Annotated in this window: 23 protein-coding genes and 2 tRNA genes; 13 read left to right on the forward strand and 12 right to left on the reverse strand. The window is 69.6% G+C overall.

What is annotated here, in order from left to right; all coding sequences use genetic code 11:
* Window positions 1–29: 29 nt before the first annotated feature.
* Window positions 30–2276 (forward strand): ATP-binding protein, encoded by a 2247-nt coding sequence (locus PVT71_RS12025; RefSeq protein ID WP_353473878.1) that lies wholly within the window; start codon window positions 30–32, stop codon window positions 2274–2276.
* On the opposite strand, the gene PVT71_RS12030 is transcribed toward PVT71_RS12025, so the two are convergent.
* Window positions 2273–2866, reverse strand: coding sequence for a gamma-glutamyl kinase (locus PVT71_RS12030; RefSeq protein ID WP_353472025.1), 594 nt, complete (start codon window positions 2864–2866; stop codon window positions 2273–2275). The genes PVT71_RS12025 and PVT71_RS12030 overlap by 4 nt on opposite strands.
* 184 nt (window positions 2867–3050) lie before the next feature.
* On the opposite strand from PVT71_RS12030, the gene recA reads away from it, so the two are divergent.
* The gene (gene recA, locus PVT71_RS12035; RefSeq protein ID WP_353472026.1) at window positions 3051–4118 is read left to right on the forward strand and encodes a recombinase RecA; all 1068 of its coding nucleotides are present in this window, start codon (window positions 3051–3053) and stop codon (window positions 4116–4118) included.
* A 235-nt stretch (window positions 4119–4353) separates the two neighbouring features.
* Here the strand turns inward: recA and PVT71_RS12040 are convergent, their stop codons facing one another.
* A complete protein-coding gene (locus tag PVT71_RS12040; RefSeq protein ID WP_353472027.1) occupies window positions 4354–4677 on the reverse strand; it encodes an iron-sulfur cluster assembly accessory protein in 324 nt (107 codons plus the stop codon).
* A 150-nt stretch (window positions 4678–4827) separates the two neighbouring features.
* Between PVT71_RS12040 and PVT71_RS12045 the strand changes: the two genes are divergently transcribed.
* From PVT71_RS12045 to scpB, 7 genes are all read left to right on the forward strand, one after another.
* On the forward strand, window positions 4828–5994 hold the full coding sequence (locus PVT71_RS12045; RefSeq protein ID WP_353472028.1) for a deoxyguanosinetriphosphate triphosphohydrolase: 1167 nt from the start codon (window positions 4828–4830) through the stop codon (window positions 5992–5994).
* 104 nt (window positions 5995–6098) lie between these two features.
* Window positions 6099–7964 (forward strand): sodium:proton antiporter, encoded by a 1866-nt coding sequence (locus tag PVT71_RS12050; RefSeq protein WP_353472029.1) that lies wholly within the window; start codon window positions 6099–6101, stop codon window positions 7962–7964.
* A gap of 123 nt (window positions 7965–8087) precedes the next feature.
* On the forward strand, window positions 8088–9830 hold the full coding sequence (argS, locus tag PVT71_RS12055) for an arginine--tRNA ligase (protein ID WP_353472030.1): 1743 nt from the start codon (window positions 8088–8090) through the stop codon (window positions 9828–9830).
* 86 nt (window positions 9831–9916) lie between these two features.
* Entirely contained in the window at window positions 9917–10849 is a 933-nt protein-coding gene (locus PVT71_RS12060) for an SPOR domain-containing protein (RefSeq protein WP_353472031.1), read from the forward strand.
* The gene (locus PVT71_RS12065; protein ID WP_353472032.1) at window positions 10846–11847 is read left to right on the forward strand and encodes a glycoside hydrolase family 3 N-terminal domain-containing protein; all 1002 of its coding nucleotides are present in this window, start codon (window positions 10846–10848) and stop codon (window positions 11845–11847) included. Before PVT71_RS12060 ends, PVT71_RS12065 begins: the two co-directional genes overlap by 4 nt.
* A gap of 3 nt (window positions 11848–11850) precedes the next feature.
* Window positions 11851–12648, forward strand: coding sequence for a ScpA family protein (locus PVT71_RS12070; RefSeq protein WP_353472033.1), 798 nt, complete (start codon window positions 11851–11853; stop codon window positions 12646–12648).
* Window positions 12649–12658: 10 nt separating this feature from the next.
* A complete protein-coding gene (scpB, locus tag PVT71_RS12075) occupies window positions 12659–13327 on the forward strand; it encodes an SMC-Scp complex subunit ScpB (protein WP_353473879.1) in 669 nt (222 codons plus the stop codon).
* Between the two features lie 66 nt (window positions 13328–13393).
* Here scpB and PVT71_RS12080 read toward each other — a convergent pair whose 3' ends face one another.
* Window positions 13394–14059, reverse strand: coding sequence for a DUF1236 domain-containing protein (locus PVT71_RS12080; RefSeq protein ID WP_353472034.1), 666 nt, complete (start codon window positions 14057–14059; stop codon window positions 13394–13396).
* Window positions 14060–14403: 344 nt separating this feature from the next.
* Between PVT71_RS12080 and PVT71_RS12085 the strand changes: the two genes are divergently transcribed.
* Complete coding sequence (locus PVT71_RS12085; protein WP_353472035.1) at window positions 14404–15744, forward strand: diguanylate cyclase; 1341 nt, start codon at window positions 14404–14406, stop codon at window positions 15742–15744.
* A gap of 16 nt (window positions 15745–15760) precedes the next feature.
* Here PVT71_RS12085 and PVT71_RS12090 read toward each other — a convergent pair whose 3' ends face one another.
* From PVT71_RS12090 to PVT71_RS12125, 8 genes are all read right to left on the reverse strand, one after another.
* A complete protein-coding gene (locus tag PVT71_RS12090) occupies window positions 15761–16837 on the reverse strand; it encodes a 2'-deoxycytidine 5'-triphosphate deaminase (protein ID WP_353472036.1) in 1077 nt (358 codons plus the stop codon).
* A gap of 252 nt (window positions 16838–17089) precedes the next feature.
* Window positions 17090–17166, reverse strand: a tRNA-Pro gene (locus tag PVT71_RS12095).
* A gap of 74 nt (window positions 17167–17240) precedes the next feature.
* A complete protein-coding gene (locus PVT71_RS12100) occupies window positions 17241–18035 on the reverse strand; it encodes a MerR family transcriptional regulator (protein WP_353472037.1) in 795 nt (264 codons plus the stop codon).
* Between the two features lie 105 nt (window positions 18036–18140).
* Window positions 18141–18443: an integration host factor subunit alpha gene (gene ihfA / locus PVT71_RS12105; RefSeq protein ID WP_095881078.1), complete on the reverse strand. Its 303-nt coding sequence runs from the start codon at window positions 18441–18443 to the stop codon at window positions 18141–18143.
* A 111-nt stretch (window positions 18444–18554) separates the two neighbouring features.
* On the reverse strand, window positions 18555–19526 hold the full coding sequence (locus PVT71_RS12110; protein ID WP_353472038.1) for a beta-ketoacyl-ACP synthase III: 972 nt from the start codon (window positions 19524–19526) through the stop codon (window positions 18555–18557).
* Window positions 19523–20650 carry a phosphate acyltransferase PlsX gene (gene plsX / locus PVT71_RS12115; protein ID WP_353472039.1) on the reverse strand — a complete coding sequence of 376 codons (1128 nt, stop codon included), beginning with the start codon at window positions 20648–20650 and terminating at the stop codon, window positions 19523–19525. The genes PVT71_RS12110 and plsX overlap by 4 nt, the downstream gene beginning before the upstream one ends.
* 23 nt (window positions 20651–20673) lie before the next feature.
* A complete protein-coding gene (rpmF, locus tag PVT71_RS12120) occupies window positions 20674–20880 on the reverse strand; it encodes a 50S ribosomal protein L32 (protein WP_066106415.1) in 207 nt (68 codons plus the stop codon).
* A 171-nt stretch (window positions 20881–21051) separates the two neighbouring features.
* A complete protein-coding gene (locus PVT71_RS12125) occupies window positions 21052–21615 on the reverse strand; it encodes a DUF177 domain-containing protein (protein ID WP_353472040.1) in 564 nt (187 codons plus the stop codon).
* A 184-nt stretch (window positions 21616–21799) separates the two neighbouring features.
* Between PVT71_RS12125 and bamE the strand changes: the two genes are divergently transcribed.
* The 3 genes from bamE (at window position 21800) to PVT71_RS12140 (ending at window position 24142) form a co-directional block, all read left to right on the forward strand.
* Window positions 21800–22162 (forward strand): outer membrane protein assembly factor BamE, encoded by a 363-nt coding sequence (bamE, locus tag PVT71_RS12130; protein ID WP_353472041.1) that lies wholly within the window; start codon window positions 21800–21802, stop codon window positions 22160–22162.
* Window positions 22163–22172: 10 nt separating this feature from the next.
* Entirely contained in the window at window positions 22173–22934 is a 762-nt protein-coding gene (locus PVT71_RS12135) for a GNAT family N-acyltransferase (protein ID WP_353472042.1), read from the forward strand.
* Between the two features lie 98 nt (window positions 22935–23032).
* On the forward strand, window positions 23033–24142 hold the full coding sequence (locus tag PVT71_RS12140; RefSeq protein WP_353472043.1) for an acetoin utilization protein AcuC: 1110 nt from the start codon (window positions 23033–23035) through the stop codon (window positions 24140–24142).
* 59 nt (window positions 24143–24201) lie between these two features.
* On the opposite strand, the gene PVT71_RS12145 is transcribed toward PVT71_RS12140, so the two are convergent.
* A tRNA-Gly gene (locus PVT71_RS12145) sits at window positions 24202–24275 on the reverse strand.
* Between the last annotated feature and the right edge of the window lie 84 nt (window positions 24276–24359).

Below are 24359 nucleotides of genomic sequence, written 5' to 3' on the forward strand. Positions count from 1 at the left end.
GGCGCATCTTGCCCGAGCTCGCCCTGACCATGGCGGGCTGGGCCTGCATCGCGCTCGGCGTGCTGCTGATGGGCCGCGCCGCGGCGCTGGCCTTCTTCGCGGCGGCGGGGGCGTTCTTCGCGCTCGGCGTCCTGATCGGGCTGCGGCGGCACTTCCGCGGCCGGCGCGGCCGGCGCGAAGACGCGGCGGTCCGCCAGTTGATCGAGGCCGATCCCGCCCCGGCGCTGCTCGCCGACCTGGACGGAGAGGTGATCTTCGCCAACCGCGCGGCCCGCGCCGAGGCCGGGATCGCGCCCGGCGACGGCCTCGTGGCGATCCTCTCGGGCCTCGTCCCCGATGCCGGGACGCTGGTGCAGCGCCTGCGCGCGCGGGCCAGCGGCAGGGGCGGCGCGAGCGAGGATGTCGTCTCGCAGGCCGGGCGGCTGCGCCTCGCCGTGGCCGAGACCGGCGGCGCCCTCTACTGGCGGATCGAGCGGCTGCCCGCGCGCGGCCCGTCCGAGGCGGCGCAGGACGCCGCCGCCCTTGCCGGCGATGCCCGTGACGCGCCGGTGCTGACCATCGGGCGCAGCGGTGCCGTGCTCTACATGAACGCCGCGGCCCGCGCGCTTTTCGGACGCCGGATCAAGCGCGTGGACGAGGTTCTCGAGGCCCCGGTGCGGCCGGGCAAGGTGCAGGTCATCAGCACGCCCGAGGGCGCGCGCAGCGTGCTGGTGCGCTGCTCGGATGCCGGGGTGGGGCGGCAGGAGCTGGTGCTGCACCCCGTCGAGGAGCCGGGCCGGGCCGAGGTGCGCGACGGGGTGGACGAACTGCCCGTGCCGCTTCTTCGCCTCGCGCCCGACGGGCGCATCCTGCGCGCCAATGCCGAGGCCTGCCGCATGCTCGAGGTGGCCAGCGCCGACGGCAGCTCGATCGAGGAGCACATGGCGGGGCTCGGGCGCTCGATCACCGACTGGCTGTCGGACGCGGCGGCGGGGCGCGACCTGCACCGTTCGGAATTCCTGCGCCTCGTCCGGCCCGAGCGCGAGGTCTTCGTGCAGGTGACGCTGAACCGCGTGGTGACCGCGGGGCGGGCCGAGCTCATCGCCGTGCTGAGCGATGCGACCGAGCTCAAATCGCTCGAGGCACAGTTCGTGCAGAGCCAGAAGATGCAGGCGATCGGCCAGCTTGCCGGCGGGGTCGCGCATGATTTCAACAACCTGCTGACCGCCATCTCGGGCCATTGCGACCTGCTGCTGCTGCGCCACGACCAGGGCGACGCGGATTACGCCGACCTGCTGCAGATCAACCAGAACGCCAACCGCGCCGCCTCGCTGGTCGGGCAGCTGCTGGCCTTCTCGCGCAAGCAGACGCTGAGCGTCGAGAAGCTCGACCTGCGCGACACGCTGTCGGATCTCACGCACCTGCTGAACCGCCTCGTCGGCGAGCGGGTACACCTCACGCTGCGCCACGACCCGGTGCTGCCGCCGATCCGCGGCGACCGCCGCCAGCTCGAGCAGGTGATGATGAACCTCGTGGTGAACGCCCGCGACGCCATGCCCGAGGGCGGCGAGATCGTCATCGAGACCGAGCGCCGCCTCGTGCGCGAGCCGCTGATCCGCGACCGCGCGCGGGTCGAGCCCGGCGCCTATGTCTGCGTCAAGGTGATCGACCAGGGGCTCGGCATCGCGCAGGACAAGCTGCAGAAGGTGTTCGAGCCCTTCTTCACCACCAAGCGCACGGGCGAGGGGACGGGGCTCGGCCTCTCGACCGTCTACGGCATCGTCAAGCAGACCGGCGGCTTCATCTTCGTCGACAGCGTGCTGGGCGAGGGCAGCTGCTTCACCTTGCTCTTCCCGGCCTACGAGGCGCCGGGCGAGCTCGAGGCCCCCGCCGCCGAGCCGGCGCGTCCCGCCGCGCCGCGCGACGGCAGCGTGGTGCTGCTGGTCGAGGACGAGGCGCCGGTGCGCGCCTTCGCCGCCCGCGCGCTGCGCCTGCGCGGCTTCACGGTGATCGAGGCCGAGACCGCCGAGCAGGCGCTCACGGCGCTCGAGGAGCCGGCGCTGAAGGTCGATGTCTTCGTCACCGACGTGGTGATGCCCGGCATGGACGGCCCGAGCTGGGTGCGCCGCGCGCTCGAGGACCGGCCGGGAACCCGCGTCGTCTTCGTGTCGGGCTATGCCGAGGAGGCGCTCGACAAGAGCCGCGTGTCGGTGCCGAACTCGGTCTTCCTGCCCAAGCCCTTCTCGCTCAGCGACCTGACCGAGACGGTGCAGCGGCAGCTTGGCGGCGCCGCCTAGCGCGCCCGCTCCCAAAGCTCGAAATCCGCCGCGCAGCGACGCCGGAGCCGCGCCTCGACATCGGGCGACAGGTCGAGATCGGCGCGCGGCGAGACGTTCTCGCGCGGCAGGTCGAGCGTAACTCCGAGCCGCTCCTCGAGGAAGGCGGTGATCCCGGCCTGGTTCTCGTAGCGGAAGAGGTGGCTCACGTCGGTGCCGTTCGGCCGCGGCTCGACGAACTTGGCCTGGCTGCCGACATTGGCATAGGCCGGGCGGGCGCCGCCGGCATAGGCCGCGACGAATTCGTCGAAGCTGATCCCGCGGGTCGAGGTGGGCTTGCCATCGAGGAAATCGCGCTGGCGGTAGCGGTACCAGGAGCCGAGCCAGGACACGGGCTCGCGCACCACCGCCATCAGCTCCATGTGCTCGACCCCCATCTTCTCGAACATCGGGCGGAAGAAGCGGTTGTAGCGGTAGACCGGCGCGTGTTTCAGCTCGGGCGGGTCGAGCACGCTCATCGAGGCATGCGGCCCCAGCGCCGCCTCGTAGGCCGACGTTCCCGTCTTCGGCACGGCCAGCATCACCAGCCGCGCCTTCCAGAATACCAGCATGTCCCTTGCCCCTCATCGTGTTCTTTTTGCCGATAAACTACTCCTTAACCCTGTTCCGCAACAGTGGGTTCAGTTCCTGCTTGAAATGTTCTCCTTTTGGTCCCATAACCGCACAGAAGAACAAGAGGCGAACAAAAGCAGCGATTGCCGCCCCGGACGCGGTATGAAATAAGGATCGGAAATCATGGCAACGGCAGATCTTCTGACAATGGACAGCAAGCGAAACGCGGACCGGCAAAAGGCACTCGACTCCGCGCTGGCCCAGATCGAGCGTCAGTTCGGCAAGGGCTCGATCATGAAGCTGGGCGGCGACAACGCCCTGCGCGACATCGAGGCAACCTCCACCGGCTCGCTCGGGCTCGACATCGCGCTTGGCATCGGCGGCCTGCCCAAGGGCCGGATCGTCGAGATCTATGGCCCCGAGAGCTCGGGCAAGACCACGCTGACGCTGCATGTCGTCGCCGAGGAACAGAAGAAGGGCGGCGTCTGCGCCTTCGTCGACGCGGAACACGCGCTCGACCCGCAATATGCCAAGAAGCTCGGCGTCGACCTCGAGGAGCTGCTGATCTCGCAGCCCGACACCGGCGAGCAGGCGCTCGAGATCACCGACACCCTGGTGCGCTCCGGCGCGGTCAGCCTCGTGGTGGTCGACTCGGTCGCCGCGCTGACCCCCAAGAGCGAGCTCGAGGGTGACATGGGCGACAGCTCGGTCGGCGTGCACGCGCGCCTGATGAGCCAGGCGATGCGCAAGCTCACCGCCTCGATCAGCCGCTCGAACTGCATGGTGATCTTCATCAACCAGATCCGCATGAAGATCGGCGTCATGTTCGGCTCGCCCGAGACCACCACGGGCGGCAACGCGCTGAAGTTCTACAGCTCCGTGCGGCTCGACATCCGCCGCATCGGCTCGATCAAGGACCGCGACGAGGTGGTCGGCAACCAGACCCGCGTCAAGGTGGTGAAGAACAAGGTGGCGCCGCCCTTCAAGCAGGTCGAGTTCGACATCATGTACGGCGAGGGCATCTCGAAGACCGGCGAGCTGCTGGATCTCGGGGTGAAGGCCGGCGTGGTCGACAAGTCCGGCGCCTGGTATTCCTACGGTGACGAACGCATCGGCCAGGGGCGCGAGAACGCCAAGACCTTCCTCAAGGAGAACAGGCAGATCGCCAACGAGATCGAGGACAAGATCCGCGCGGCGCACGGGCTCGACTTCCACATGTCCGAGGATGACGGGGACGTCACCGAGGATTGAGGCACCGGGACAGGGAGGGGCGCTGCCCCTCTTGGCCTTCGGCCAATTCACCCCGGCGTATTTGGAAAGAGAAGAAGGCGCGTCCGATGCGGGGCGCGCCTTTCCCGTTTCATGCCAAGATGATGCGGTGTGCTCCGAAGGTGCTGCGCGAAGTGTAGGCCGCGTCTCGAGGGCGGCGGGACGGCACGAAAAAGGGCCGCGCCGGACGGCACGGCCCCTGTCGCGAGGCGCTTTGTCAGATCGAGAAGCTGGTGCCGCAGCCGCAGGAACTGGTGGCGTTCGGGTTCTCGATGATGAAGCGCGCGCCGATCAGCTCCTCGGAGAAGTCGATCACCGCGTCGGCGAGGAAGGGCAGCGAGACGCTGTCGACCACCACGCGCTCGCCCGCGCGCTCGAGCACGAGGTCGTCCTCGGCGGCGTCGTCGAGCTTGATCTCGTACTGGAAGCCCGAGCAGCCGCCGCCCTCGACGGCCACGCGCAGCGCCTTGCCCTGCGCGCCGGCTCCGATCTCGGCAAGGCGCTCGTAGGCGCGGTCAGTCACTTTCGGGGGCAGGTTCATGGGGTGCCTCAAAGGTTTATCTCCCGGTCGCTCCATAATATAGGGATCTCCGAGAGCAGCGGCAACCGCCCGGCTTGCGCCGCGGTCGCCGCAGACACATGTGCGTGACAGTGAGGCGCGCGACTTGAGGCGCGTGAAAGGCAGAGGCTGATGGAACCCTATTCCTGCGACCCGAATGGTGCGCGCCCCCGCCGCGTGGCGGAGGAGGAGAGCGCCTTCCGCTCCTGCTTCCAGCGCGACCGCGACCGGATCATCCACAGCTCGGCCTTCCGTAGGCTCAAGCACAAGACGCAGGTCTTCGTCGAGCACGAGGGCGATTTCTACCGCACCCGTCTCACCCACAGCATCGAGGTGGCGCAGGTGGCGCGTACGATGGCCGGGGCGCTGGGGCTCAACACCGACCTCACCGAGGCGGTGGCGCTCGCGCATGACCTCGGCCACACGCCCTTCGGCCATACCGGCGAGGACGCGATGCACGCGCTGATGGCGCCCTACGGCGGGTTCGACCACAACGCGCAGGCGCTGCGCATCGTCACCCGGCTCGAGTGCCACTACGCTGAGTTCGACGGGCTCAACCTCACCTGGGACACGCTCGAGGGGATCGCCAAGCACAACGGCCCGCTCCTGCCGCTGAAGCCGGGCGAGACGCTGCCGCTGGCGCTCGCCGAGTACAACGCCGAGCACGATCTCGAGCTGCACACCCATGCCAGCGGCGAGGCGCAGGTCGCGGCCATCGCCGACGACGTGGCCTACAACAACCACGACCTGCAGGACGGGCTGCGCGCCGGGCTCTTCACCGAGGAAGAGATCGCCGAGCTGCCGCTGATCAAGCCCGCCTATGCCGAGGTCGACCGGCTCTATCCGCAGCTCGACGCCTACCGCCGCCGCCACGAGGCGCTGCGCCGGGTCTTCGGCTATATGGTCAGCGACGTGATCGACACCAGCCGCGCCCGGCTGCAGGCGGCGGATCCGCAGAGCTGCGACGACATCCGCGGGCTCGGCCACCCGGTCGTCGCCTTCTCGGACGGCATGTACCAGGAGCTGAAGCAGGTGCGCAGCTTCCTCTTCACCCGCATGTACCGCGCGCCCTCGGTGGTGGTGATCCGCGAGAAGGTGACGCAGGCGCTGATGGAGCTCTTCCCGATCTACATGGAGAACCCGCTGCTGCTGCCGGCGCGCTGGCATGCGACCGATCCCAAGAGCGAGACCGAGCTCGCGCGCATGGTGGCCGATTACGTCGCCGGCATGACCGACCGCTTCGCGCTCCTGCAGCACGCCAAGCTCACCGGCACCGACATCCTGCACGACGCGCGCTGAAGCGCCGATCCCGGGGCCAAGCCCTTCATCGCACTGGACAGATCGGGGGCGCGGGCCAGATCATGGGCGCGGCACAGGCCGCGCTTGCGTGAAAGGGCCCTGACATGACCGGACCGGAATCGGGCGGGATCGACCCGCTGCTGGGCTTTGCCCTTGTGGGGGCGCTTGGCGTCGGCTCGCAATGGCTGGCCTGGCGGATGAAGCTGCCGGCGATCGTGGTCATGCTGGTGGCGGGTCTGGTGATCGGGCCGGGGCTCGGCGTGCTCGACCCGCACGAGGATTTCGGCGCGCTGATGGAGCCGATGCTGGCCATCGCCGTGGCGATCATCCTCTTCGAGGGCGGGCTCACGCTCAATTTCCACGGGCTGCGCGACGCGCGGCTGGGGGTGCGGCGGCTGATCTTCCTCGGCGCGCCGCTGGGGTGGCTCGCCTCGGCCGCGGCGCTGCACTGGGTGGCGGGGCTCGGCTGGGAGAGCGCGGCGGTCTTCGGCGGCATCATGATCGTGACCGGGCCGACGGTGATCGCGCCGCTGCTGCGGCAGGCGCGGCTCAAGCACCGCCCGGCGGCGCTGCTGCAATGGGAGGCGATCGTCAACGACCCCGTCGGCGCGCTGGCCGCGGTGCTGGCCTTCGAGGTGGTCTCGGTGCTGGTCGACGCGGCCTCGGTCGGCGAGGCGATGGTCGACATGATCGTCGGCATCCTCGCGGCGGCGGCGCTCGGCGTGCTCGGCGGCTGGGGGCTGGCGCAGGCGTTCAAGCGCGGCAAGGTGCCGGAATACATGAAGGTGCCGGTGCTTTTCGTGTCGATGCTGGTGGTCTTCGCGCTGGCCGACTCGGTGCTGCATGAAAGCGGGCTGCTGGCGGTCACGCTGATGGGTGTCTGGATCGCCAACGCCGGCCTGCCGAGCTACGAGGAGATGCGCCGCTTCAAGGAACACGCGACGATCCTGCTGGTCTCGGGTGTCTTCATCCTGCTGGCGGCGAACATGAGCCGGGACATGCTGCTCTCGCTCGACTGGCGGGCGCTGGCCTTCGTGCTGTCGGTGATCCTGCTGGCGCGGCCGCTGCCGGTGCTGGTCGCGCTTCTGGGGACCAACGTGCCGTGGAAGGAGCGGCTGATGGTCGCCTTCACCGGCCCGCGCGGCGTGGTGCTGGTGGCGGTGGCCGGGCTCTTCGCGCAGCGGCTGGTCTCGCTCGGGATCGAGGACGCGGCGCGGATCCCGGCGCTCGCCTTCGCGCTGGTGGCGGCGACGGTGGTGCTGCACGGCTTCACCCTTGCCCCCATGGCCCGGGCGCTGGGGCAGACCGCGACCGAGACGCCGGGCGTGCTGATCACCGGCGGCTCGCGCTGGTCGGTGGCGCTGGGGCTGGCGCTGAAGAAGCTCGAGCTGCCGGTGCTCATCGCCGATCCCAACCACGCGCACCTGCGCGACGCGCGCGACGCCGGGCTCGACACGTTCTTCGGCGACATCCTGTCGGAGGCGGCCGAGCACCGGCTCGACCTCGTCAGCTACGAGAGCCTCATCGCCGCGACCGACAACGACGCCTACAACACGCTGGTCGCCACCGACCTCGCGCCGGATTTCGGCCGCGAGCACATCTTCCAGCTCAAGCGCGCCCGTGACGCCTCGAGCCGCCACGCGCTGCCGGCGACGCTGGGCGGGCGGCGCTTCGGCCCCGACGAGAGCTACGAGGAGGCCAATGCCCGCATCGCCGAGGGCTGGGAATTCCGCGTCTCGCGGCTGACCGAGGAATTCACCATGGAGGATTGGCGCGAGAAGAACCCGCAGGCGACCATCGTCGCCGACCTCGGGCCCAATGGCAGCTTCCGCCTGCTGGGGCCGGACGACACGCCGAAGGAGGCCGACGGCGTGCGGCTGGTGGTGCTGGCGCCGAAGCGCGAGGAGCGCGCGGAGGGCCGGCGCGACGAGGCGGGGAATGACACGCTGAAGGCGGCGGCGGCGGGCTAGGGCGCGCGCTTCGGCCCTGTTTTCGGCCCTTTGCGCCGCATTCCGTACCGTCCGGGCCATCTCGGCATTTGACCCCGCGGGCCAAGATGGTAGAGGAGCATCCGACCGTATGGAGACAGACAGATGAACCTCTTCACCGACATTCGCGCGCTTGTGCTTCAGGCGATCGAAGCGCTGCAGGCCGAAGGCGCGCTGCCCGCGGGCCTCGCCACCGCCGCCGTGACGGTGGAGCCGCCGCGAGACGCCTCGCACGGGGACATGGCCACCAATGCCGCGATGGTGCTGGCCAAGCCCGCCGGGCAGAAGCCGCGCGACATCGCCGAGGCGCTGGCCGCCAAGCTGGCCGAGGACCCGCGCATCGCGCTGGCCGAGGTCGCGGGCCCGGGCTTCCTCAACCTGCGTCTCGACACCTCGGTCTGGCAGGCGCTGCCCGCCGCGGTGCTGAAGTCGGGCACCGATTACGGCCGCTCGGACATGGGGCAGGGGCAGAAGGTCAACGTCGAATACGTCTCGGCCAACCCCACCGGCCCGATGCACGTGGGGCACACCCGCGGCGCGGTCTTCGGCGATGCGCTGGCCTCGCTGCTGGCCTATGCCGGCTATGACGTGACGCGCGAGTATTACATCAACGACGGTGGCGCGCAGGTCGACGTGCTGGCGCGCTCGGTGTACCTGCGCTACCTCGAAGCCCATGGCCGCAGCGTCGAGTTCGAGGCCGGCACCTACCCGGGCGAGTACCTGATCGAGGTCGGCCAGAAGCTGAAGGCGCAGGTCGGCGACAAGTATGTCGACCAGCCCGAGTCCGAATGGCTCGAGGAGGTGCGCAACTTCGCCACCGACGAGATGATGGGCATGATCCGCGAGGATCTGGCGCTGCTCGGCGTGAAGATGGACCACTTCTTCTCGGAGAAGTCGCTCTACGGCACGGGCAAGATCGAGGCCGCCATCGAGTCGCTGACCGAGAAGGGGCTGATCTACCGCGGCGTGCTCGAGCCGCCGAAGGGCAAGACCCCCGAAGACTGGGAGCCGCGCGAGCAGACGCTCTTCAAGTCGACCGAGCACGGTGACGACGTCGACCGCCCGATCATGAAGTCGGACGGCAGCTGGACCTATTTCGCCCCCGACATCGCCTATCACTACGACAAGGTGAGCCGCGGCTTCGACATGCTGATCGACGTCTTCGGCGCCGACCACGGCGGCTACGTCAAGCGGATGAAGGCGGCGGTCTCGGCGCTGTCGGATGGCCGCGTGCCGCTCGACATCAAGCTGATCCAGCTGGTCAAGCTGTTCAAGAACGGCGAGGAATTCAAGATGTCCAAGCGGGCAGGGACCTTCGTGACCCTGCGCGACGTGGTCGAGGAGGTCGGCCCCGACGTCACCCGCTTCGTCATGCTGACCCGCAAGAACGACGCCTCGCTCGACTTCGACTTCGCCAAGGCGGTGGAGCAGAGCCGCGAGAACCCGGTGTTCTACGTGCAATACGCCCATGCCCGCGTCTGCTCGGTGCTGCGCAAGGCGGTCGAGGCCGGGATCGACGTCTCGGACGAGGCACTTGCGGGCGTCGACCTCTCGGGCATGACCCACGAGGCCGAGCTGGCGCTGGCGAAGAAGGTCGCCGAATGGCCGCGCATCGTCGAGATCGCCGCCAAGGGCCACGAGCCGCACAAGGTCGCCATCTGGCTCAACGAGCTCGCCTCGGACCTGCACGGGCTGTGGAACCGCGGCCACGACGAGCCGTCGCTGCGCTTCCTGCAGGACGATCCCGCTGTCAGCCAAGGCAAAATTGCGCTGGCACGGGCCGTCGCGGTTGTCATTTCGGCCGGTCTTGGTATCTTGGGCGTGACCCCGGCAGAAGAGATGCGCTGACAAACAGGCGCCTCGGGGCACTTGAGACAGAGCGAGCGGCCGGCGGGGTTCCCCTTTGCCGGCCCGACAGGCAGACCGAGGCAAACATGGCGGATTACCCCTACGACGGGCCGGAAGCACCGGCCCCGACCGGGCGGAAGGCAGCATCCCTTGCGAACTGGACTGGCGCGGCGGTATCGCTTGCGCTGGTCGTCGGCATTGGGGTGTGGGGCTACGAGCTCCTCGTGCGGGACGTGAACGGCGTGCCGGTGGTGCAGGCCATGGAAGGCCCCATGCGCATCGCGCCCGAGGATCCGGGCGGCTCGACCGCGGACCACATCGGCCTCGCGGTGAACGCCGTCGCGGGCACCGGCCTCGCCGAGCCCGGTGCCGACCGTCTGCTGCTGGCGCCGCAGGGCATCGGCCTCTCGGACGAGGACATGCCGCAGAAAAATCTCACCGCGCAGACCGGCACCGGCGAGGACCTCGCCCCGACCTCGCTTTCGGGCGACGAGGAGCTTGCCGAGATGGACGACGAGGGCGGAGAGGTCGATCCGATCCAGGCGCTTGCCGACCAGATCGCCGCCAATGCCCGCCCGTTCGGCGATCTTGCCCCCGAGGGGGGCGAACTGGTGGCCAGCGTCACCGGCGCGGCCCCCGCGGGCGCGCTGATCCGCTCTCGCCGCCCCGAGACCCGTCCCGGAGACCTGCTGAACCAGCCCGTCGCGCTGGCCCCGGCAGCTCCCGAACCCGTGGGCCCGTCCGAGATCGACTCCGAGAGCCTGCCCGCCGGCACCCGCCTCGCGCAACTCGGCGCCTATGCCAGCGCCGACGTGGCGCGGCAGGAATGGGAGCGTTTCAGCGCCCGGTTCGGCGAGTTCATGACCGGCAAGGACCGGGTGATCGAGAAGGCCAGCTCCGGCGGGCGCACCTTCTACCGCCTGCGCGCCGCGGGCTTCACCGATCTTGCCGACGCGCGCCGCTTCTGCGCCGCCTTCGTCGCCGAGAACGCCGACTGCATCCCGGTGACCACAAGGTGAGCCGCTTCGGAGCCAGCATCCTCGCCCCGCTCGGACCGGTCCTGAGCGAGGACGAGAAACGTTTCTTTGCCGAGGCCCGCCCCTTCGGCTTCATCCTCTTTGCCCGCAACCTCGAGGACGCGGCGCAGATCCGCGCGCTCACCGCCGACCTGCGCGACGCCGTGGGCTGGCACGCGCCGGTCTTCATCGACCAGGAGGGCGGGCGCGTGCAGCGCCTGCGTCCGCCGCTCGCCACCGAGTTCCTGCCGCCGCTCGACGAGGTGGCGCTGGCCGGGGCGAACGCGGCGCGGGCGATGGAGCTGCGCTTCCGCCTGATCGCGGCCGAGCTTCTGGCGCTGGGGATCGACGGCAACTGCGCGCCGATGCTCGACGTCGCGCGCCCCGAGACCCATCCCTTCCTGCGCAACCGCTGCTACGGCGAGACGGTCGAGCAGGTCATCGCCATGGGCCGCGCCGCCGCGGCGGGGATGATGGCGGGCGGCGTGCTGCCGGTGATGAAGCACCTGCCGGGCCACGGGCTCGCGCAACTCGACAGCCACAAGGACCTGCCGCGCATCGATGCGCCGCGCGCCGAGCTCGAGGCGGTGGATTTCGCCGCCTTCCGCCCCTTCGCCGACCTGCCGCTGGCGATGACCGCGCACCTCGTCTTCGAGGGGCTCAACACCGCGCCCGCCACGGTCGATCCCGCGATGATCGCGCTCATCCGCGAGAACCTCGGCTTCCGCGGCCTGCTGATGACCGACGACATCTCGATGGAGGCGCTCTCGGGCAGCCTCGGCGAACGCAGCGCCGCGGCCGTTGCCGCGGGGTGCGACGTGGTGCTGCACTGCAACGGCAAGATGCACGAGATGGTCGAGGTCGTGGCCGCGGCGGGCGAGATGACCGAGCCCGCGCAGGCCCGCGCCGAGGCCGCGCTGCGCGCCCGCACCGTGCCCGCCGAGATTGACATCGCGGCGCTGAAGGCGGAACGTGAGGCCTTGCTGGCCGGGCACCGCTGATCGATGCAGGACGACGCGCAACTGGAATTCGAGGCGCTCAGCGTCGCCGACCGCGTTGCGGCCGAGGCGCTGATCGTCGACGTCGAGGGATACGAGGGTCCGCTCGACCTGCTGCTGTCGCTGTCGCGCACGCAGAAGGTGGACCTGCGCAAGGTCTCGATCCTCGAACTGGCGCGGCAATACCTCGGCTTCGTCGAGAAGGCCAAGGCGCTGCGCATCGAGCTCGCCGCCGACTACCTCGTGATGGCGGCCTGGCTCGCCTTCTTGAAATCGCGCCTGCTGCTGCCGCCCGATCCGACCGAGGACGGCCCCTCGGGCGAGGAACTCGCGGCGCACCTCGCCTACCAGCTGCACCGGCTGCAGGCGATGCGCGACGTCGCTGCGCGGCTCATGGCCCGCGACCGGCTCGGCCGCGACTTCTTTGCCCGCGGCATCCCCGAGGACATGCAGCGCCTGCGCAAGGTGAAATACACCGCCTCGCTGCTCGACCTGATGCAGGGCTACGCCCGCACCCGCACCCGCGACGATTTCCGCCCCTTCGTGATGGACCGCCATGACGTCTTCACCATGGAGCAGGCGCTCGAGCGGATGCGCGGCATGATCGGCTACGCGGGCGACTGGACCGACATTTCCCGCTGGATGCCCGACGGCTGGTCAGCCGACCCCGTGCGCTGGCGCTCGGCCACCGCCGCCACCTTCGCCGCCTCGCTCGAGCTGGTGAAGGAGGGCAAGGCCGAGATCCGGCAGGCCGACAGCTTTGCGCCCATCGAGCTGCGCAAGAGAGAGAGACCGCGTGAGTGACGACATCGAGATGACCCGCGCCGAGCGGCGCGCCGCCACCGAGGGGACCGAGAGCCTCTTCGAGGCGCCGCCCATCGGCGACCAGGAGCGCATGGTCGAGGCCATCCTCTTTGCCTCGGCCGAGCCGGTGACCGTGCGCGAGCTCGAGGAGCGCATGCCGCATGGCTGCGATCCCGCCGAGGCGCTGGCCTACCTGCGCAAGCGCTACGAGGGCCGCGGCGTGCAGCTGGTGCGCGTGGGCGACGCCTGGGCGATCCGCACCGCCCCCGACCTCGGGTTCCTCATGCAGAAGGAAACCGTCGAGACCCGCAAACTCTCGCGCGCCGCGATCGAGACGCTGGCGATCATCGCCTACCACCAGCCGGTGACCCGCGCCGAGATCGAGGAGATCCGCGGCGTCAGCGTCTCGCGCGGGACCATCGACCAGCTGCTCGAGATGGAGTGGATCCGCTTCGGCCGCCGCAAGATGAGCCCGGGCCGGCCGGTGACCTTCGTGGTGACGCAGGATTTCCTCGACCATTTCGGCCTCGAGAGCGCCCGCGACCTGCCGGGGCTGAAGGAGCTGCGCGCCGCGGGACTGCTCGACAACCGCCCGCCACCGGGCATCGTGCCGCTCGGCCAGCAGGACGAGGAGGACGACGAGGAAGCGCCCGGCCAGACCGAGCTCTTCGAGGACTGACCCGGGCTCTCGACATGTAAAGAGGCCCCGCGCGATGCGGGGCCTTTGTCGTTTGATCGCAGCGCGTTAGCGGACGATCTTGATGATGCGGCGGGTCTCGGGGTCGATCAGCACCGACTGCTGGTTCACGTTGAGGTAGGAATAGTCGCTCTCGGGCACCTCGTAGACCTTGATCTCCTGCGGAATGCCCGCGCCCACGGCGACCTCGCCGTCGAGGTAGACCGGCTCGACCGGGTTGGTCTCGACATAGGTCACGCTCTTTTCCTCGACGTTGTTGGCTGCGCCGGCCACGGCGCCCAGCACGGCACCCGCGGCGACGGCGGCCGGGCCACCGACGATCAGCGAGCCCACGGCGGCCCCCCAGGCCCCGCCGACTCCGGCACCGGCCGCGGCATTGCTGGTGTCGTCATAGGTGACGGTCTTCACCTCGACGCGGTCACGGTTCTCGTAGAGCACGACCGGCTCTTCCTCGACGGGCGTGGTCAGGTAGGCCGAATAGGCCCAGCCCGAAGTGCCGTTGTAGCTCACTTCGCACCATTCGGCCTCGGCGAGGCAGCCCTTCACGTCGACCTCGGCGGTCGAGGGGATGACGCCTTCGATGGAATATTGCGGGCCGGGGCCCGAACGCAGGTTCAGTTCGGTGGTGGCCGAGGCGCTGAGCGCGGCGGACACGGGGGCGGCAGCGAGACCGACAAGCGGAAGCGCGAGAAGGAGCGTTTTCTTGGTATTCATGATCAGTTCCTTTCAAGTCTCTGGCGGCCCGCGCTGCGATCCCGCCTTGTGCTGCCCCAACACCGCGGCGCCCGCGAGGTTCCTTGGCTAGGTGAAAAATGCATCGGAACCCGTTGATTTGGCGATATTTGAGTGAGAGTGCTTCTTTTGGGCAGGGGCCGCGGAACCGATATGCGCGCGGCGGAGTTGTCTTGGCCGCGCCCGATCCGGCGGGTTCCACGAGACGAAGAATGTCAGAAAATCTTACACATCTGCGCGCTGTCGCGTGGCGCGTCGCCTGCCCTTCTTAGGGGGGCATTAACCGAAGCGTGGCAATCCTCAAGCCCTCGATCCCGGATGCAGGAGTGCCACTCGTGGAGCACGGCACGAACTTTCACGCCCTCAGGGCCCGCGGCGGCGTCTTTCTCAGCCCGCCCCATCCCAGCCTGCGCCCGCTGACCTGGACGCGGAAGGTCTGCCTCGTGCTCGCCGGCGCGGTGCTTCTCGTCGCTGCCGAAGGGCATCTCTACGGCATCTCGCGCCTCTACGCGCCCAGCGGCGCAAGCGCGCTCTCGCTGCCGACGCTGCTCGCCGGGGCCGGCGCGGTGACCGCGACCATGCTGCAGCGCCCGCTGCGCCGCTCGGACAGGCGCGAGACGCTGCTCTGGCTCCTCGTCATCGCGGTCTGCGTCGCGGCGGGGATGGGCTACCGGCTCGGGATCGCCCTCGGCGCCGGGCGCATGGGGGGCAATACCGCGGTGACCTTCGTCCTGCTGGCGGGGGGCCAGCTCTGCTATCGGCGTCTTCCCGTGTCCTCCTTCTGCCTGTCGCTGATGGCCCTCGGGCTGCCCTTCGTGGCGGCGATCGGCTATCTCAACGCGGCACCGCTGCTCTTCGGCGCCATGTCGATCTCGACCTCGGTGATGCTGCTCGCGCTCGGCACCGCCAACGTGGCGCGCCATGCCCGCCGCCCGCTGCTCCGCCCGCTGGTGAGCGGGTCGGAATCGGGGCGCAGCGTGCGGCTGATCCTGCTTGGCTGGCTCCTGCTGGTCGCGGTGCAGGCGCTGGCCGTGCGCTTCGTGCCGGGCGCCTGGCTCGCCATGTCTGGCGTGACGGTGATGGTGGTGGACGCGCTGTCGATGCTGCTGGTCATCCTATTCCTCGGGATGAAATACGATGCCAACGCGACGCGGCTGCGCCTCACCGAATGGCGGCTCTACCACGCCGCGCTGCGCGATCCCTCGACGGGAATGCGCGGACGCGCCTCGGCCGAGGTCTTCAGCGCCACCTTCGGCCCGATCACGAGCCTCGGCCTCATCCTGATCGAGATCGAGGGCATGGCCGAACTGTCGCGGCTGCACGGGCCGGCCGCCGCGGAACGCCTGCTGCGGCTCGTCTCCTCCGCGCTCGGGCGCGACATCGGCCCCGAGGAGATGCTGTGCCGGGAGGAAGAACAGGGCCTGCTGGTCATGGCCCGCAACTGCACGCTCGAGACGCTGGGCGCGCGCGCAGAAGAGCTCTGCGCGCTCGCAGCGGAGCTGCGCGACCCGGAGCGCGAGATGGCCCATATCACCCTCTCCGCCGCGGTGGTCATGGCCCGGCGCGGAGATGGCGATCCGGCTCCTTCGATTCGCCGTGCGCGCGAGGCGCTGCGCACCTCCCGCGACGAGGGCGCCGCCAAGGTGGTCCTCTGCGAGGCGGCCTGACCCGCCGGGGCCGGTCTCAGCTGCGGAAATGCTTCGAGAGCTTCAGCCCCTGGCCCTGGTAGTTCGAGGCGATCCCCGCCCCGTAAAGCTGGGCCGGCGTCTCATCCATGCGTTCGTAGACAAGGCGCCCGACGATCTGGCCGTGCTCGAGCACGAAGGGCGCCTCGTGGCAGCGCACCTCGAGCACGCCCCGCGATCCGGTGCCACCGGCCGAGGAATGGCCGAAGCCCGGGTCGAAGAAGCCGGCGTAATGCACCCGGAACTCGCCCACCATGGCGAGATAGGGGGCCATCTCGGCGGCGAAGCGCGGCGGGATATGCACCGCCTCGCGGCTGACGAGAATGTAGAAGGCGTCGGGGTCGAGGATCAGCTGCCCGCGCGAGGCGTGCAGCGGGTCCCAGAACTCGGCCGGGTCGTAGTGGCCGATCCGGTCGAGGTCGATCACCCCGGTGTGCGGCTTCGCGCGCCAGCCGACCAGCGAGCCTGCCTCGGGCCGCAGGTCCACCGAGAAGCCGAGCCCCTCGCCGATCACCGCGGGTCCGCCGGTGACCAGGGTCTCGGCGGCGTGGAGGTCCTTCAGCTCGGCGTCGCTCAGCACGGACTGGCCGCGGCGGAAGCGGATCTGGTTCAGCCGCATGCCTGTGCGGGCCAGCACCGAGAAGGAGCGGGGGCAGATCTCGGCATAGAGCGGTCCCTTGTAGCCGGGCACGATGCGGTCGAACTCGGTGCCGCCATCGGTGATGGTGCGCGTCAGCAGGTCGAGCCGGCCGGTCGAGCTCTTGGCATTGGCAACGGCGGTCAGGTCGTCCGGCAGGTCGAGGCTCTCGAGCAGCGGCACCACGTAGACGCAGCCCTTCTCGAGCACGGCGCCCTCGGTCAGGTCGACCCGGTGCATCTCGAATTCCTCGAGCCGCGAGGCAAGCGTGCGGCCGGCACCGGCAAGGAAGGAGGCGCGCACCCGGATCGCTTCGCGCCCGAGGCGGAGATCGAGGCTTGCGGGCTGGATCTGCCCCTCGACCGGCGGGGCCTCGACACGGATTGCCCCGCTCTCGACAAGTGCCGAAATCTGCTGGCTGGCGAGCACCCCTGTCATCGTCACGATCCCCCGTATTGCGTTGATCGTGCTTAGCAAGCGGCGCGGGCGAAGGGAACGAGGAATGCGCCGGGCCAAGGCCGGAGGAGGGAGGCTGCGGCGGCAAGGTCGCGCGGCTCGGCGACGGGGATGCGCCAAGGGTGCGGGATCGTCGACAGCTCGGGAAGTCCGCTTTTCCGCCAGCGGGTGGCGTCGCCGTTTCCTCGACCCGGTGACGGGACGGACAAGTCAGAAACGGCGTTGGGGAGTATTTGGTCGGGCTAGCAGGACTTGAACCTGCGACCTTCCGTCCCCCAGACGGACGCGCTACCAGGCTGCGCTATAGCCCGACTTGTGAGGCCGTTTCATACTGGTTTTCAGCGCACGCACAACCCCCAAAGCGCAAGTTTTTTCGCCGATACCGCTAGGTCATCCTTCCGCCCTGCCGCGCGGCCACGAAGGCACGCAGCGCGGCAAGCTGCGGGGCAAGCTCCGCGGCGCCGGCAGCGTCGATCCGGCCGAGGGCGGCGAGCCGCGCGAGCGGGCCGGGAGCGGGTGCGGCAAGCGCCGAAAGGTCGGGCAGAGCGGGAATCGCCGGGGCGGCGGCGGGCGAGTCGGGCTCGGCCTCGGGCGCGCCGGGCTCGTCTGCATCTGCGGCGGAGTCGGAGGCCTCGGGATCCGCGTCCCAGAAACCGGATTGCGCCGCGACATGGGGCTCGGGCTCGTCGAACTCGGGGAAGAGCGGCGCGGCGACGTCGACGACCTCCGGCTCGGCAGCGCCGGGGGCCTCGGAAACTTCGTTCGCCGGCAGGACAGGGGCGTCGGAGGGCGGGGTGAAGGGCAGCACCGTGGCGCTTTCCTGCACCCGCGGCATCGCCACCGCGGTTTCGAGCTGCTCGGCAGCGTCATGGGCGTCCATGACGTCGGCAGCGTCGTCGAGCAGCTCGGGCGGCGGCGCGATTCCCGCGACGTGCTTCACCCCCTGTTCGCGCAGCACCTTCTGCACGCCCTTGATGGTCAGCCCGTCGTCATGCAGCAGCTGCCGGATGCCGGCCAGCAGGGCGACGTCGTTCGGGCGGTAGTAGCGCCGCCCGCCGGCGCGCTTCACCGGCTTCACCTGGCTGAACTTGGTTTCCCAGAAACGCAGCACGTGCGCCGGCGTGTCGAGAAGCTCCGCCACCTCGGAAATGGTGCGGAATGCGTCGCGCGACTTGCTCATGCGGTCTTACCCCCTGCTGCGCGGGGCCGGGGCCGGCGCAGGCTTCAGATAGATCTTGGATCGGTCAGGGGCGCAGGGCCGAACGGGCGGGGTCGCTGCGCCGGATCAGGATTTGTTGCCGTCTGCCACGCGTTCCTTCATCAGGTGCGAGGGGCGGAAGGTCAGGACGCGGCGGGGCTGGATCGGCACCTCTTCCCCGGTCTTGGGGTTGCGGCCGATGCGTGCCGCCTTGTCGCGCACCGAGAAGGTGCCGAAGGACGAGATTTTCACCTGTTCGCCGCGCACGAGGGCGTCGGACATGTGCTGCAGCACCGACTCGACAAGCTCGGCGCTTTCGTTGCGGGACAGGCCGACCTCGCGAAACACCGCTTCGCTGAGATCCATGCGCGTCAAGGTCTTGTCACTCATTTGGCAGCCTCCCAAGGTTGCGACACAGCATAGGGGGGAGGCGGATTCCAAGTCAAGTTGCCCTTGCGGCGATTTGCCCCGCAAGGGCCGGATTTTGCCGGGTTTTTGCGCTCACCAGCGCAGGACGACAGCGCCCCAGGCCAAACCGCCGCCAATCGCCTCGGTGACCACGAGGTCGCCCTGCTTGATCTTGCCCTCGGCCTTGCCGACCGACAGGGCCAGCGGAATCGAGGCGGCGGAGGTGTTGCCGTGGTCCTGCACGGTCACGATCACCCGTTCCATCGGCAGGCCGAGCTTGCGCGCGGTGCCGTTGATGATGCGGATGTTGGCCTGGTGCGGCACGACCCAGTCCACGTCCTCGGGCGCGATGCCGGCCTTGTCCATGGCCGCGGTGGCGGTCTGGGCGAGCTTTTCCACCGCGTGGCGGAAGACTTCCTTGCCCTCCATGCGCAGGTGGCCGGTCGACTGGGTCGAGACGCCGCCGTCGACATAGAGCAGGTCGCGGAACTGGCCGTCGGAATGCAGGTCGACCGACAGCACGCCGCGGTCCGCGGCGGTGCCCTCACCCTCGGCCGCCTCGAGGATCAGCGCGCCGGCGCCGTCGCCGAAGAGCACGCAGGTCGAGCGGTCGGTCCAGTCCATGATGCGCGAGAATGTCTCGGCGCCGATCACCATCACCCGGCGCGCCTGGCCCGAGACGATCATCGCGTTGGCGGTCGAGAGCGCGTAGACGAAGCCGGCGCAGACCGCCTGCACGTCGAAGGCGAAGCCCGCGCTCATGCCGATGCGCGCCTGCACCATCGTGGCGGCGGAGGGGAAGGTGAGGTCGGGGGTCGAGGTCGCGACGATCAGGGCGTCGAGGTCGGAGGCGGCAAGGCCGGCATCCTTCAGCGCCGCCTCGGCCGCGCTGGCGGCGAGCATCGAGGTGGTTTCCCCCTCGGCGGCGAAGTGGCGGCGTTCGATGCCCGAGCGCGAGCGGATCCATTCGTCGGACGTGTCGAGGGTCTTCTCGAACTCCGCGTTGGGGACCACACGCTGGGGCAGGTAATGCCCGATGCCCGCGACCTTCGCCCTGATGCTCATTTGCCTGTTCCGTTTTTCTTTGTATCTGCGTCCTCGGCCGGGGTGGCGGAGGCGTCGGCCTCGGGGGTCGTCGTGGCGGCGTTCGCGACGCGAGCCGCCAGCCGGTCACCGAAGCCGGACTGCGCGAGGTCATAGGCCAGTTCCACCGCCGCGGCCACCCCGGTGGCATCCGCCGCGCCGTGGGATTTGACCACGGTGCCGTTGAGGCCGAGGAACACGCCGCCGTTCTTCCGGCGCGGATCCACGCGTGCCTGCAGACGCTTGAGCGAACTCAGCGCGAGCAGGGCGGCGAGCCGCGACAGGGGCGAGTAGGTGAAGGCCTCGCGCAGAAGTGAATTGATCAGCGAGGCGGTGCCTTCGCCGGTCTTCAGCGCGATGTTGCCGGTAAAGCCGTCGGTGACGATCACGTCGCAGCGCTTGCCGGGGATGTCGCCACCCTCGACGAAGCCGACGTAGTCGAAGCCACCGGCCTCGGCGTTGGCCGCGATGAGATCGTTGGCGGCCTTCAGCTCGGCCCGGCCCTTGTGCTCTTCGGTGCCGACATTCAGCAGACCGACACGGGGGCGGGTGAGCGACAGGCCGTTGCGGGCGTAGGACGCCCCCATCATCGCATATTTGAGAAGGTCATCCGCATCGGCGCGGATGTCGGCGCCGACGTCGAGCATGACGTTGTAGCCCTGCGGATTGCGCGAGGGCCAGAGCACGGCGATGGCGGGGCGGTTGACCCCGGGCAGCTTGCGCAGCCGGACCATCGACAGGAGCATGAGCGCACCGGTGTTGCCGCAGGACACGGCCACCGTCGCCTCGCCATTGCGGACGGCATCGAGCGTGGACCACATCGAGGTGTCCTGCCCGTTGCGCATCACGTGGCTCGGCTTGTCTTCCATCGACACGACGCCCGAGGCATCGCGAATCTCGACCTGGGCGGACAAACCTTTGTGCTTGTCCACCAGGGGGCGCAACTCGGCCTCGGGTCCGTGCAGCACGAAGCGGACATCGCGATGCTTCCGCGCAAAGGCGGAAAGACCGGCAACGATGGTTGCCGGCCCGCGATCGCCACCCATGGCGTCGATGGAGAGGACCAGAGGCCCGTGCGCCTGACGGTTATCCATTGCGGATGTCATGCGACGTCGGGCCTATCCGCAGCTTATGCCGCGTCTTCGTCCAGGTCGATCTCGTCAGCCATGGCGACGACCTCACGGTCGGCGTAGTGGCCGCAGGACGGGCAGACGTGGTGCGGACGCTTCAGTTCGCCGCAGTTGCTGCACTCGTTCGGGTTAGCCGCGACCAGCGCGTCATGGGCGCGACGGTTGTTGCGGCGCGATTTCGATACTTTGTTCTGTTGGACGGCCATGTCTCAACCTCGATTGTTCGCGTGTGGGGGCTATACGGGTGCCCGATAACGTTCGGGCGTGCCCGGCCTCATAGTCTTAACCCATGGAGGCTTGCAACCCGGAATTCCGATGAAGGCGCGAAAATAGGTATTTCTTGCAAAGACGCAAGAGAGTTTTCTCGCGCCGACCGCTCAGTCCTCGTCTTTTTCGCCTTTCGAGAGCCGATCGCGCAGTTCCGCGAGCCCGGCAAACGGGTTCGGACGAGATTCGGAAACCTCCTCTTCGGACTCCTCCGGCGCCTCCTCGACCATGGCGAGCGCCGCGTCGCTGCGCGGGTAGGGCGGCAGTGCCAGCGAAAGCGCCTCGGCGAGAATCGTGCGCAGGTCGATCACGTCGGGCAGCGCCTCCTCCTCGTCCTCGGGCACCTCGAGTTCCGAGCCCGGGTCGGGCTCGGCGATCTGCTGCGCCGGACGGAAGAGCAGCGAGACTTCCTCGTCGATCCGGGTGGTCACCGGGTCGAGCGTGACGACGCAGGCCTGCACCACGGTGGCACCGAGATCGGCGGTCAGGCGGTAGGCCCCACCTGCCTCGGGGGTAAGCCTGCCGGCCAGCCGCGCCTTGCGCAGACCGAGGATGCCGAGCTCCTCGGCGAGGGCGGCGCGCTCCTCCGCCTCGGGGCGCAGATCGAATTCTGTGGGCACGTCGCGGCGCAGCGTCGAGACGCGCAGACGCGCGGGGTTTCCGCCTCTGTCCATGGGCTCGCCTTTCCTTTGCTTGAAGCGCTTGGCTCGGTTGTGTAATGCGGGATAGAAGGCCCTCAGGGGCATGGCAAGGGGCAGGACTGCGTCCATGGTATCACGGTTGAGATTTGCGCTTGTGGTCGCAACGGCAACGCTTGGACTGTCCGCCTGCACGGCACAGTACCAGACACATGGCTACGTGCCCCGCGAAGACGAGCTGCAGCAGATCGTCCCCGGCATCGACACGCGGGCGACGGTCGAGGACGTGATCGGCGTTCCCTCGGCTGCGGGCGTGCTCGACGCGGGGGGCTACTACTACATCGAGAGCCAGGTCCGCAGCTTCGCCTGGCGCGAGCCCGAGGTGGTCGATCGGCAGGTCCTTGCCATCACCTTCGACGGGCAGGGCGTGGTGAACAACATCACCCGCTACGGGCTCGAGGACGGCCATGTCGTGCCGATCTCGCGCCGGATCACCCGCACCAACGACGGCGAGGTCGGCTTCATCCGCAAGCTCTTCGGCAATATCGGGGCGCTCTCCCTCGGCGACTTCGACCAGCAGTGAGGCGCGCGCCATGTCCTCCCGTACGCAGGATGATGCATCGGGAGAGGGCGGCACGCTCCTGTCCCGCGGCCGGTTCCGCGCCCGGCTGGCCCGGGGCGAGGCCGATGTGGGCGCCGCGCAGGCGCTGCGCGGGCTGGCCTTCTTCGGCCCCGGCGGCCCTGTCGACACCGACCCCTTCGACCCGCGCTGCCGCCACGTGCTGATCGAGGACGAGGCGGGACGGCTGCTGGCCTGCTTCCGCTACCTCTGGCTCGAGACCAGCGCCGGGATCGGCGCCAGCTACTCGGCGCAATATTACGACCTCGGCCGGCTCGAGGCCTTCGGCGGGCCGCTGCTGGAGCTCGGGCGCTTCTGCACCCGGCCCGGACAGGTGGACCCGGACGTGCTGCGCCTCGCCTGGGGCGCGATCGCGGCGCTGGTCGACCGGGGCGGGGCACGGCTGCTCTTCGGCTGCGCCAGCTTCACGGGCACCGATGCCGCGCGCTACGAGAGCGCCTTCGGCTTTCTCGGCGCCCGCCATGCCGCGCCCGAGCGCTGGCGCATCGGCGTGAAGGCGCGCGAGGTGATCCGCTTCGTGCCCGGCGCGGGCGAGGCGCGCGGCGTGCTCAAGCTGATCCCGCCGCTGCTGCGCACCTATCTTGGCATGGGCGGCTGGGTGAGCGATCACGCGGTGGTGGACCGGCAGATGAACACGCTGCACGTCTTCACCGGGGTCGAGACCGCGGCCATCCCGCCGGCGCGCACCCGCGCGCTGCGGGCGATCGCCGGCTAGGATCCCGGCGGGCGGAAGGGGGCGCTGCCCCCTCTTTGCCTGCGGCAAATTCACCCCTGGCGTAGTTGGAAAGAGAAGAAGCGGAGGACAGACCCGGCGTGGCGACCTTCATCGGCTCGGAGATCTACCGCGGCTCGCGCTACGGGCGGCTGCACCCGCTGTCGATCGAGCGGGTGCCGGCGGTCACCGACCTCTGCCGCGCGCTCGGCTGGCTGCGCCCCGAAGAATGGCGGGTCTCGCCCCGGGCCAAGGCGGCGGCGCTGACCGGCTTCCATTCGCCGCGCTACGTGGCGGCGCTGCAGGCGGCCGAGGCGGCGGGGGCGGTGAGCGAGGAGGTGCGGCAGCGCCACGGGCTCGGCACGCTCTCGAACCCGGTCTTCCCCGAGATGTTCCGTCGCCCGGCGACGGCGGTGGGCGGCGGGCTCCTGGCCGCCGAGATCGTTGCCGCCGCGGGCGGGACGGTGTTCAACCCCGGCGGCGGCACGCATCACGGGCTCGCCGACCGGGCCAGCGGCTTCTGCTTTCTCAACGAGCCGGTGCTGACCATCCGGCACCTGTTGCGGCTGGGGCTGCGGCGCGTCGCCTACGTGGACATCGACGCGCATCACGGCGACGGGGTGGAGATCGCCTTTGACGGATCAGAGCAGGTGCGGGTGATCTCGGTGCACGAGGCGGGGCGCTGGCCCTTCACCGGGGCGCTGAGCGACCGGGCCGGGGGCGCGGCCTACAACCTGCCGGTGCCGCGCGGCTTCAACGACAGCGAGTTCGCGCTGGTGCTGGAAGAGATGATCCTGCCCGCGGTCGCGGCGTTTCGTCCCGACGCGATCTTCCTGCAATGCGGCGCCGACGCGGTGCTCGAGGATCCGCTGGCGCGGCTCGCACTGTCGAACAATTCCCACGCAAGGGCGGCGGCGGTACTGCGGCCGCTGGCCCCGGCGATGATCGTCTCGGGCGGGGGCGGCTACAACCCGTGGAGCGCACCGCGCTGCTGGTCGCTGGTCTGGGCGACGCTCTCGGGCCGCGAGGTGCCGGAGCGCCTGCCGGAGGCGGCGCAGGGCGTGCTGCGGCGGCAGTCCTGGGCGCGCAAGGGGCGGCCCGCGGAGGCGCTGCTCTGCACGCTGCGCGACGCGCCGCGCGAGGGGCCGGTGCGGGGCGAGATCCGCGAGGGCGTGCGGCTGCTGCGCCAGCGCCTGCACGCGGAGCATTGACCGGCCGCGGGCGGCGCGGAGGGTCATTTCGGGATTTCGGTCGGGATTTCGGGAAGGGTTGGAGCGGGTAGCGGGAATCGAACCCGCGCGTTCAGCTTGGGAAGCTGACAGGCTACCATTACATCATACCCGCGCTCTGGAAGCTGATCTACGCAAGCCGCGCGGGCGCGTCAAGCGGGGGCGGCGCAGATTTCTCGCACACGCGAGAGTGATGCAG

Source organism: Salipiger sp. H15 (assembly GCF_040409955.1).
Lineage (GTDB): Bacteria > Pseudomonadota > Alphaproteobacteria > Rhodobacterales > Rhodobacteraceae > Salipiger.

Bases quoted from the DNA above. Each gene is read 5' to 3' on its own strand.
- PVT71_RS12025 (WP_353473878.1), top strand. From the start codon at position 30: ATGGCGGGCTGGGCCTGCATCGCGCTCGGCGTGCTGCTGATGGGCCGC.
- PVT71_RS12030 (WP_353472025.1), bottom strand. From the start codon at position 2,866: ATGCTGGTATTCTGGAAGGCGCGGCTGGTGATGCTGGCCGTGCCGAAG.
- recA (WP_353472026.1), top strand. From the start codon at position 3,051: ATGGCAACGGCAGATCTTCTGACAATGGACAGCAAGCGAAACGCGGAC.
- PVT71_RS12040 (WP_353472027.1), bottom strand. From the start codon at position 4,677: ATGAACCTGCCCCCGAAAGTGACTGACCGCGCCTACGAGCGCCTTGCC.
- PVT71_RS12045 (WP_353472028.1), top strand. From the start codon at position 4,828: ATGGAACCCTATTCCTGCGACCCGAATGGTGCGCGCCCCCGCCGCGTG.
- PVT71_RS12050 (WP_353472029.1), top strand. From the start codon at position 6,099: ATGACCGGACCGGAATCGGGCGGGATCGACCCGCTGCTGGGCTTTGCC.
- argS (WP_353472030.1), top strand. From the start codon at position 8,088: ATGAACCTCTTCACCGACATTCGCGCGCTTGTGCTTCAGGCGATCGAA.
- PVT71_RS12060 (WP_353472031.1), top strand. From the start codon at position 9,917: ATGGCGGATTACCCCTACGACGGGCCGGAAGCACCGGCCCCGACCGGG.
- PVT71_RS12070 (WP_353472033.1), top strand. From the start codon at position 11,851: ATGCAGGACGACGCGCAACTGGAATTCGAGGCGCTCAGCGTCGCCGAC.
- scpB (WP_353473879.1), top strand. From the start codon at position 12,659: ATGACCCGCGCCGAGCGGCGCGCCGCCACCGAGGGGACCGAGAGCCTC.
- PVT71_RS12080 (WP_353472034.1), bottom strand. From the start codon at position 14,059: ATGAATACCAAGAAAACGCTCCTTCTCGCGCTTCCGCTTGTCGGTCTC.
- PVT71_RS12090 (WP_353472036.1), bottom strand. From the start codon at position 16,837: ATGACAGGGGTGCTCGCCAGCCAGCAGATTTCGGCACTTGTCGAGAGC.
- PVT71_RS12100 (WP_353472037.1), bottom strand. From the start codon at position 18,035: ATGAGCAAGTCGCGCGACGCATTCCGCACCATTTCCGAGGTGGCGGAG.
- ihfA (WP_095881078.1), bottom strand. From the start codon at position 18,443: ATGAGTGACAAGACCTTGACGCGCATGGATCTCAGCGAAGCGGTGTTT.
- PVT71_RS12110 (WP_353472038.1), bottom strand. From the start codon at position 19,526: ATGAGCATCAGGGCGAAGGTCGCGGGCATCGGGCATTACCTGCCCCAG.
- plsX (WP_353472039.1), bottom strand. From the start codon at position 20,650: ATGACATCCGCAATGGATAACCGTCAGGCGCACGGGCCTCTGGTCCTC.
- rpmF (WP_066106415.1), bottom strand. From the start codon at position 20,880: ATGGCCGTCCAACAGAACAAAGTATCGAAATCGCGCCGCAACAACCGT.
- PVT71_RS12125 (WP_353472040.1), bottom strand. From the start codon at position 21,615: ATGGACAGAGGCGGAAACCCCGCGCGTCTGCGCGTCTCGACGCTGCGC.
- PVT71_RS12135 (WP_353472042.1), top strand. From the start codon at position 22,173: ATGTCCTCCCGTACGCAGGATGATGCATCGGGAGAGGGCGGCACGCTC.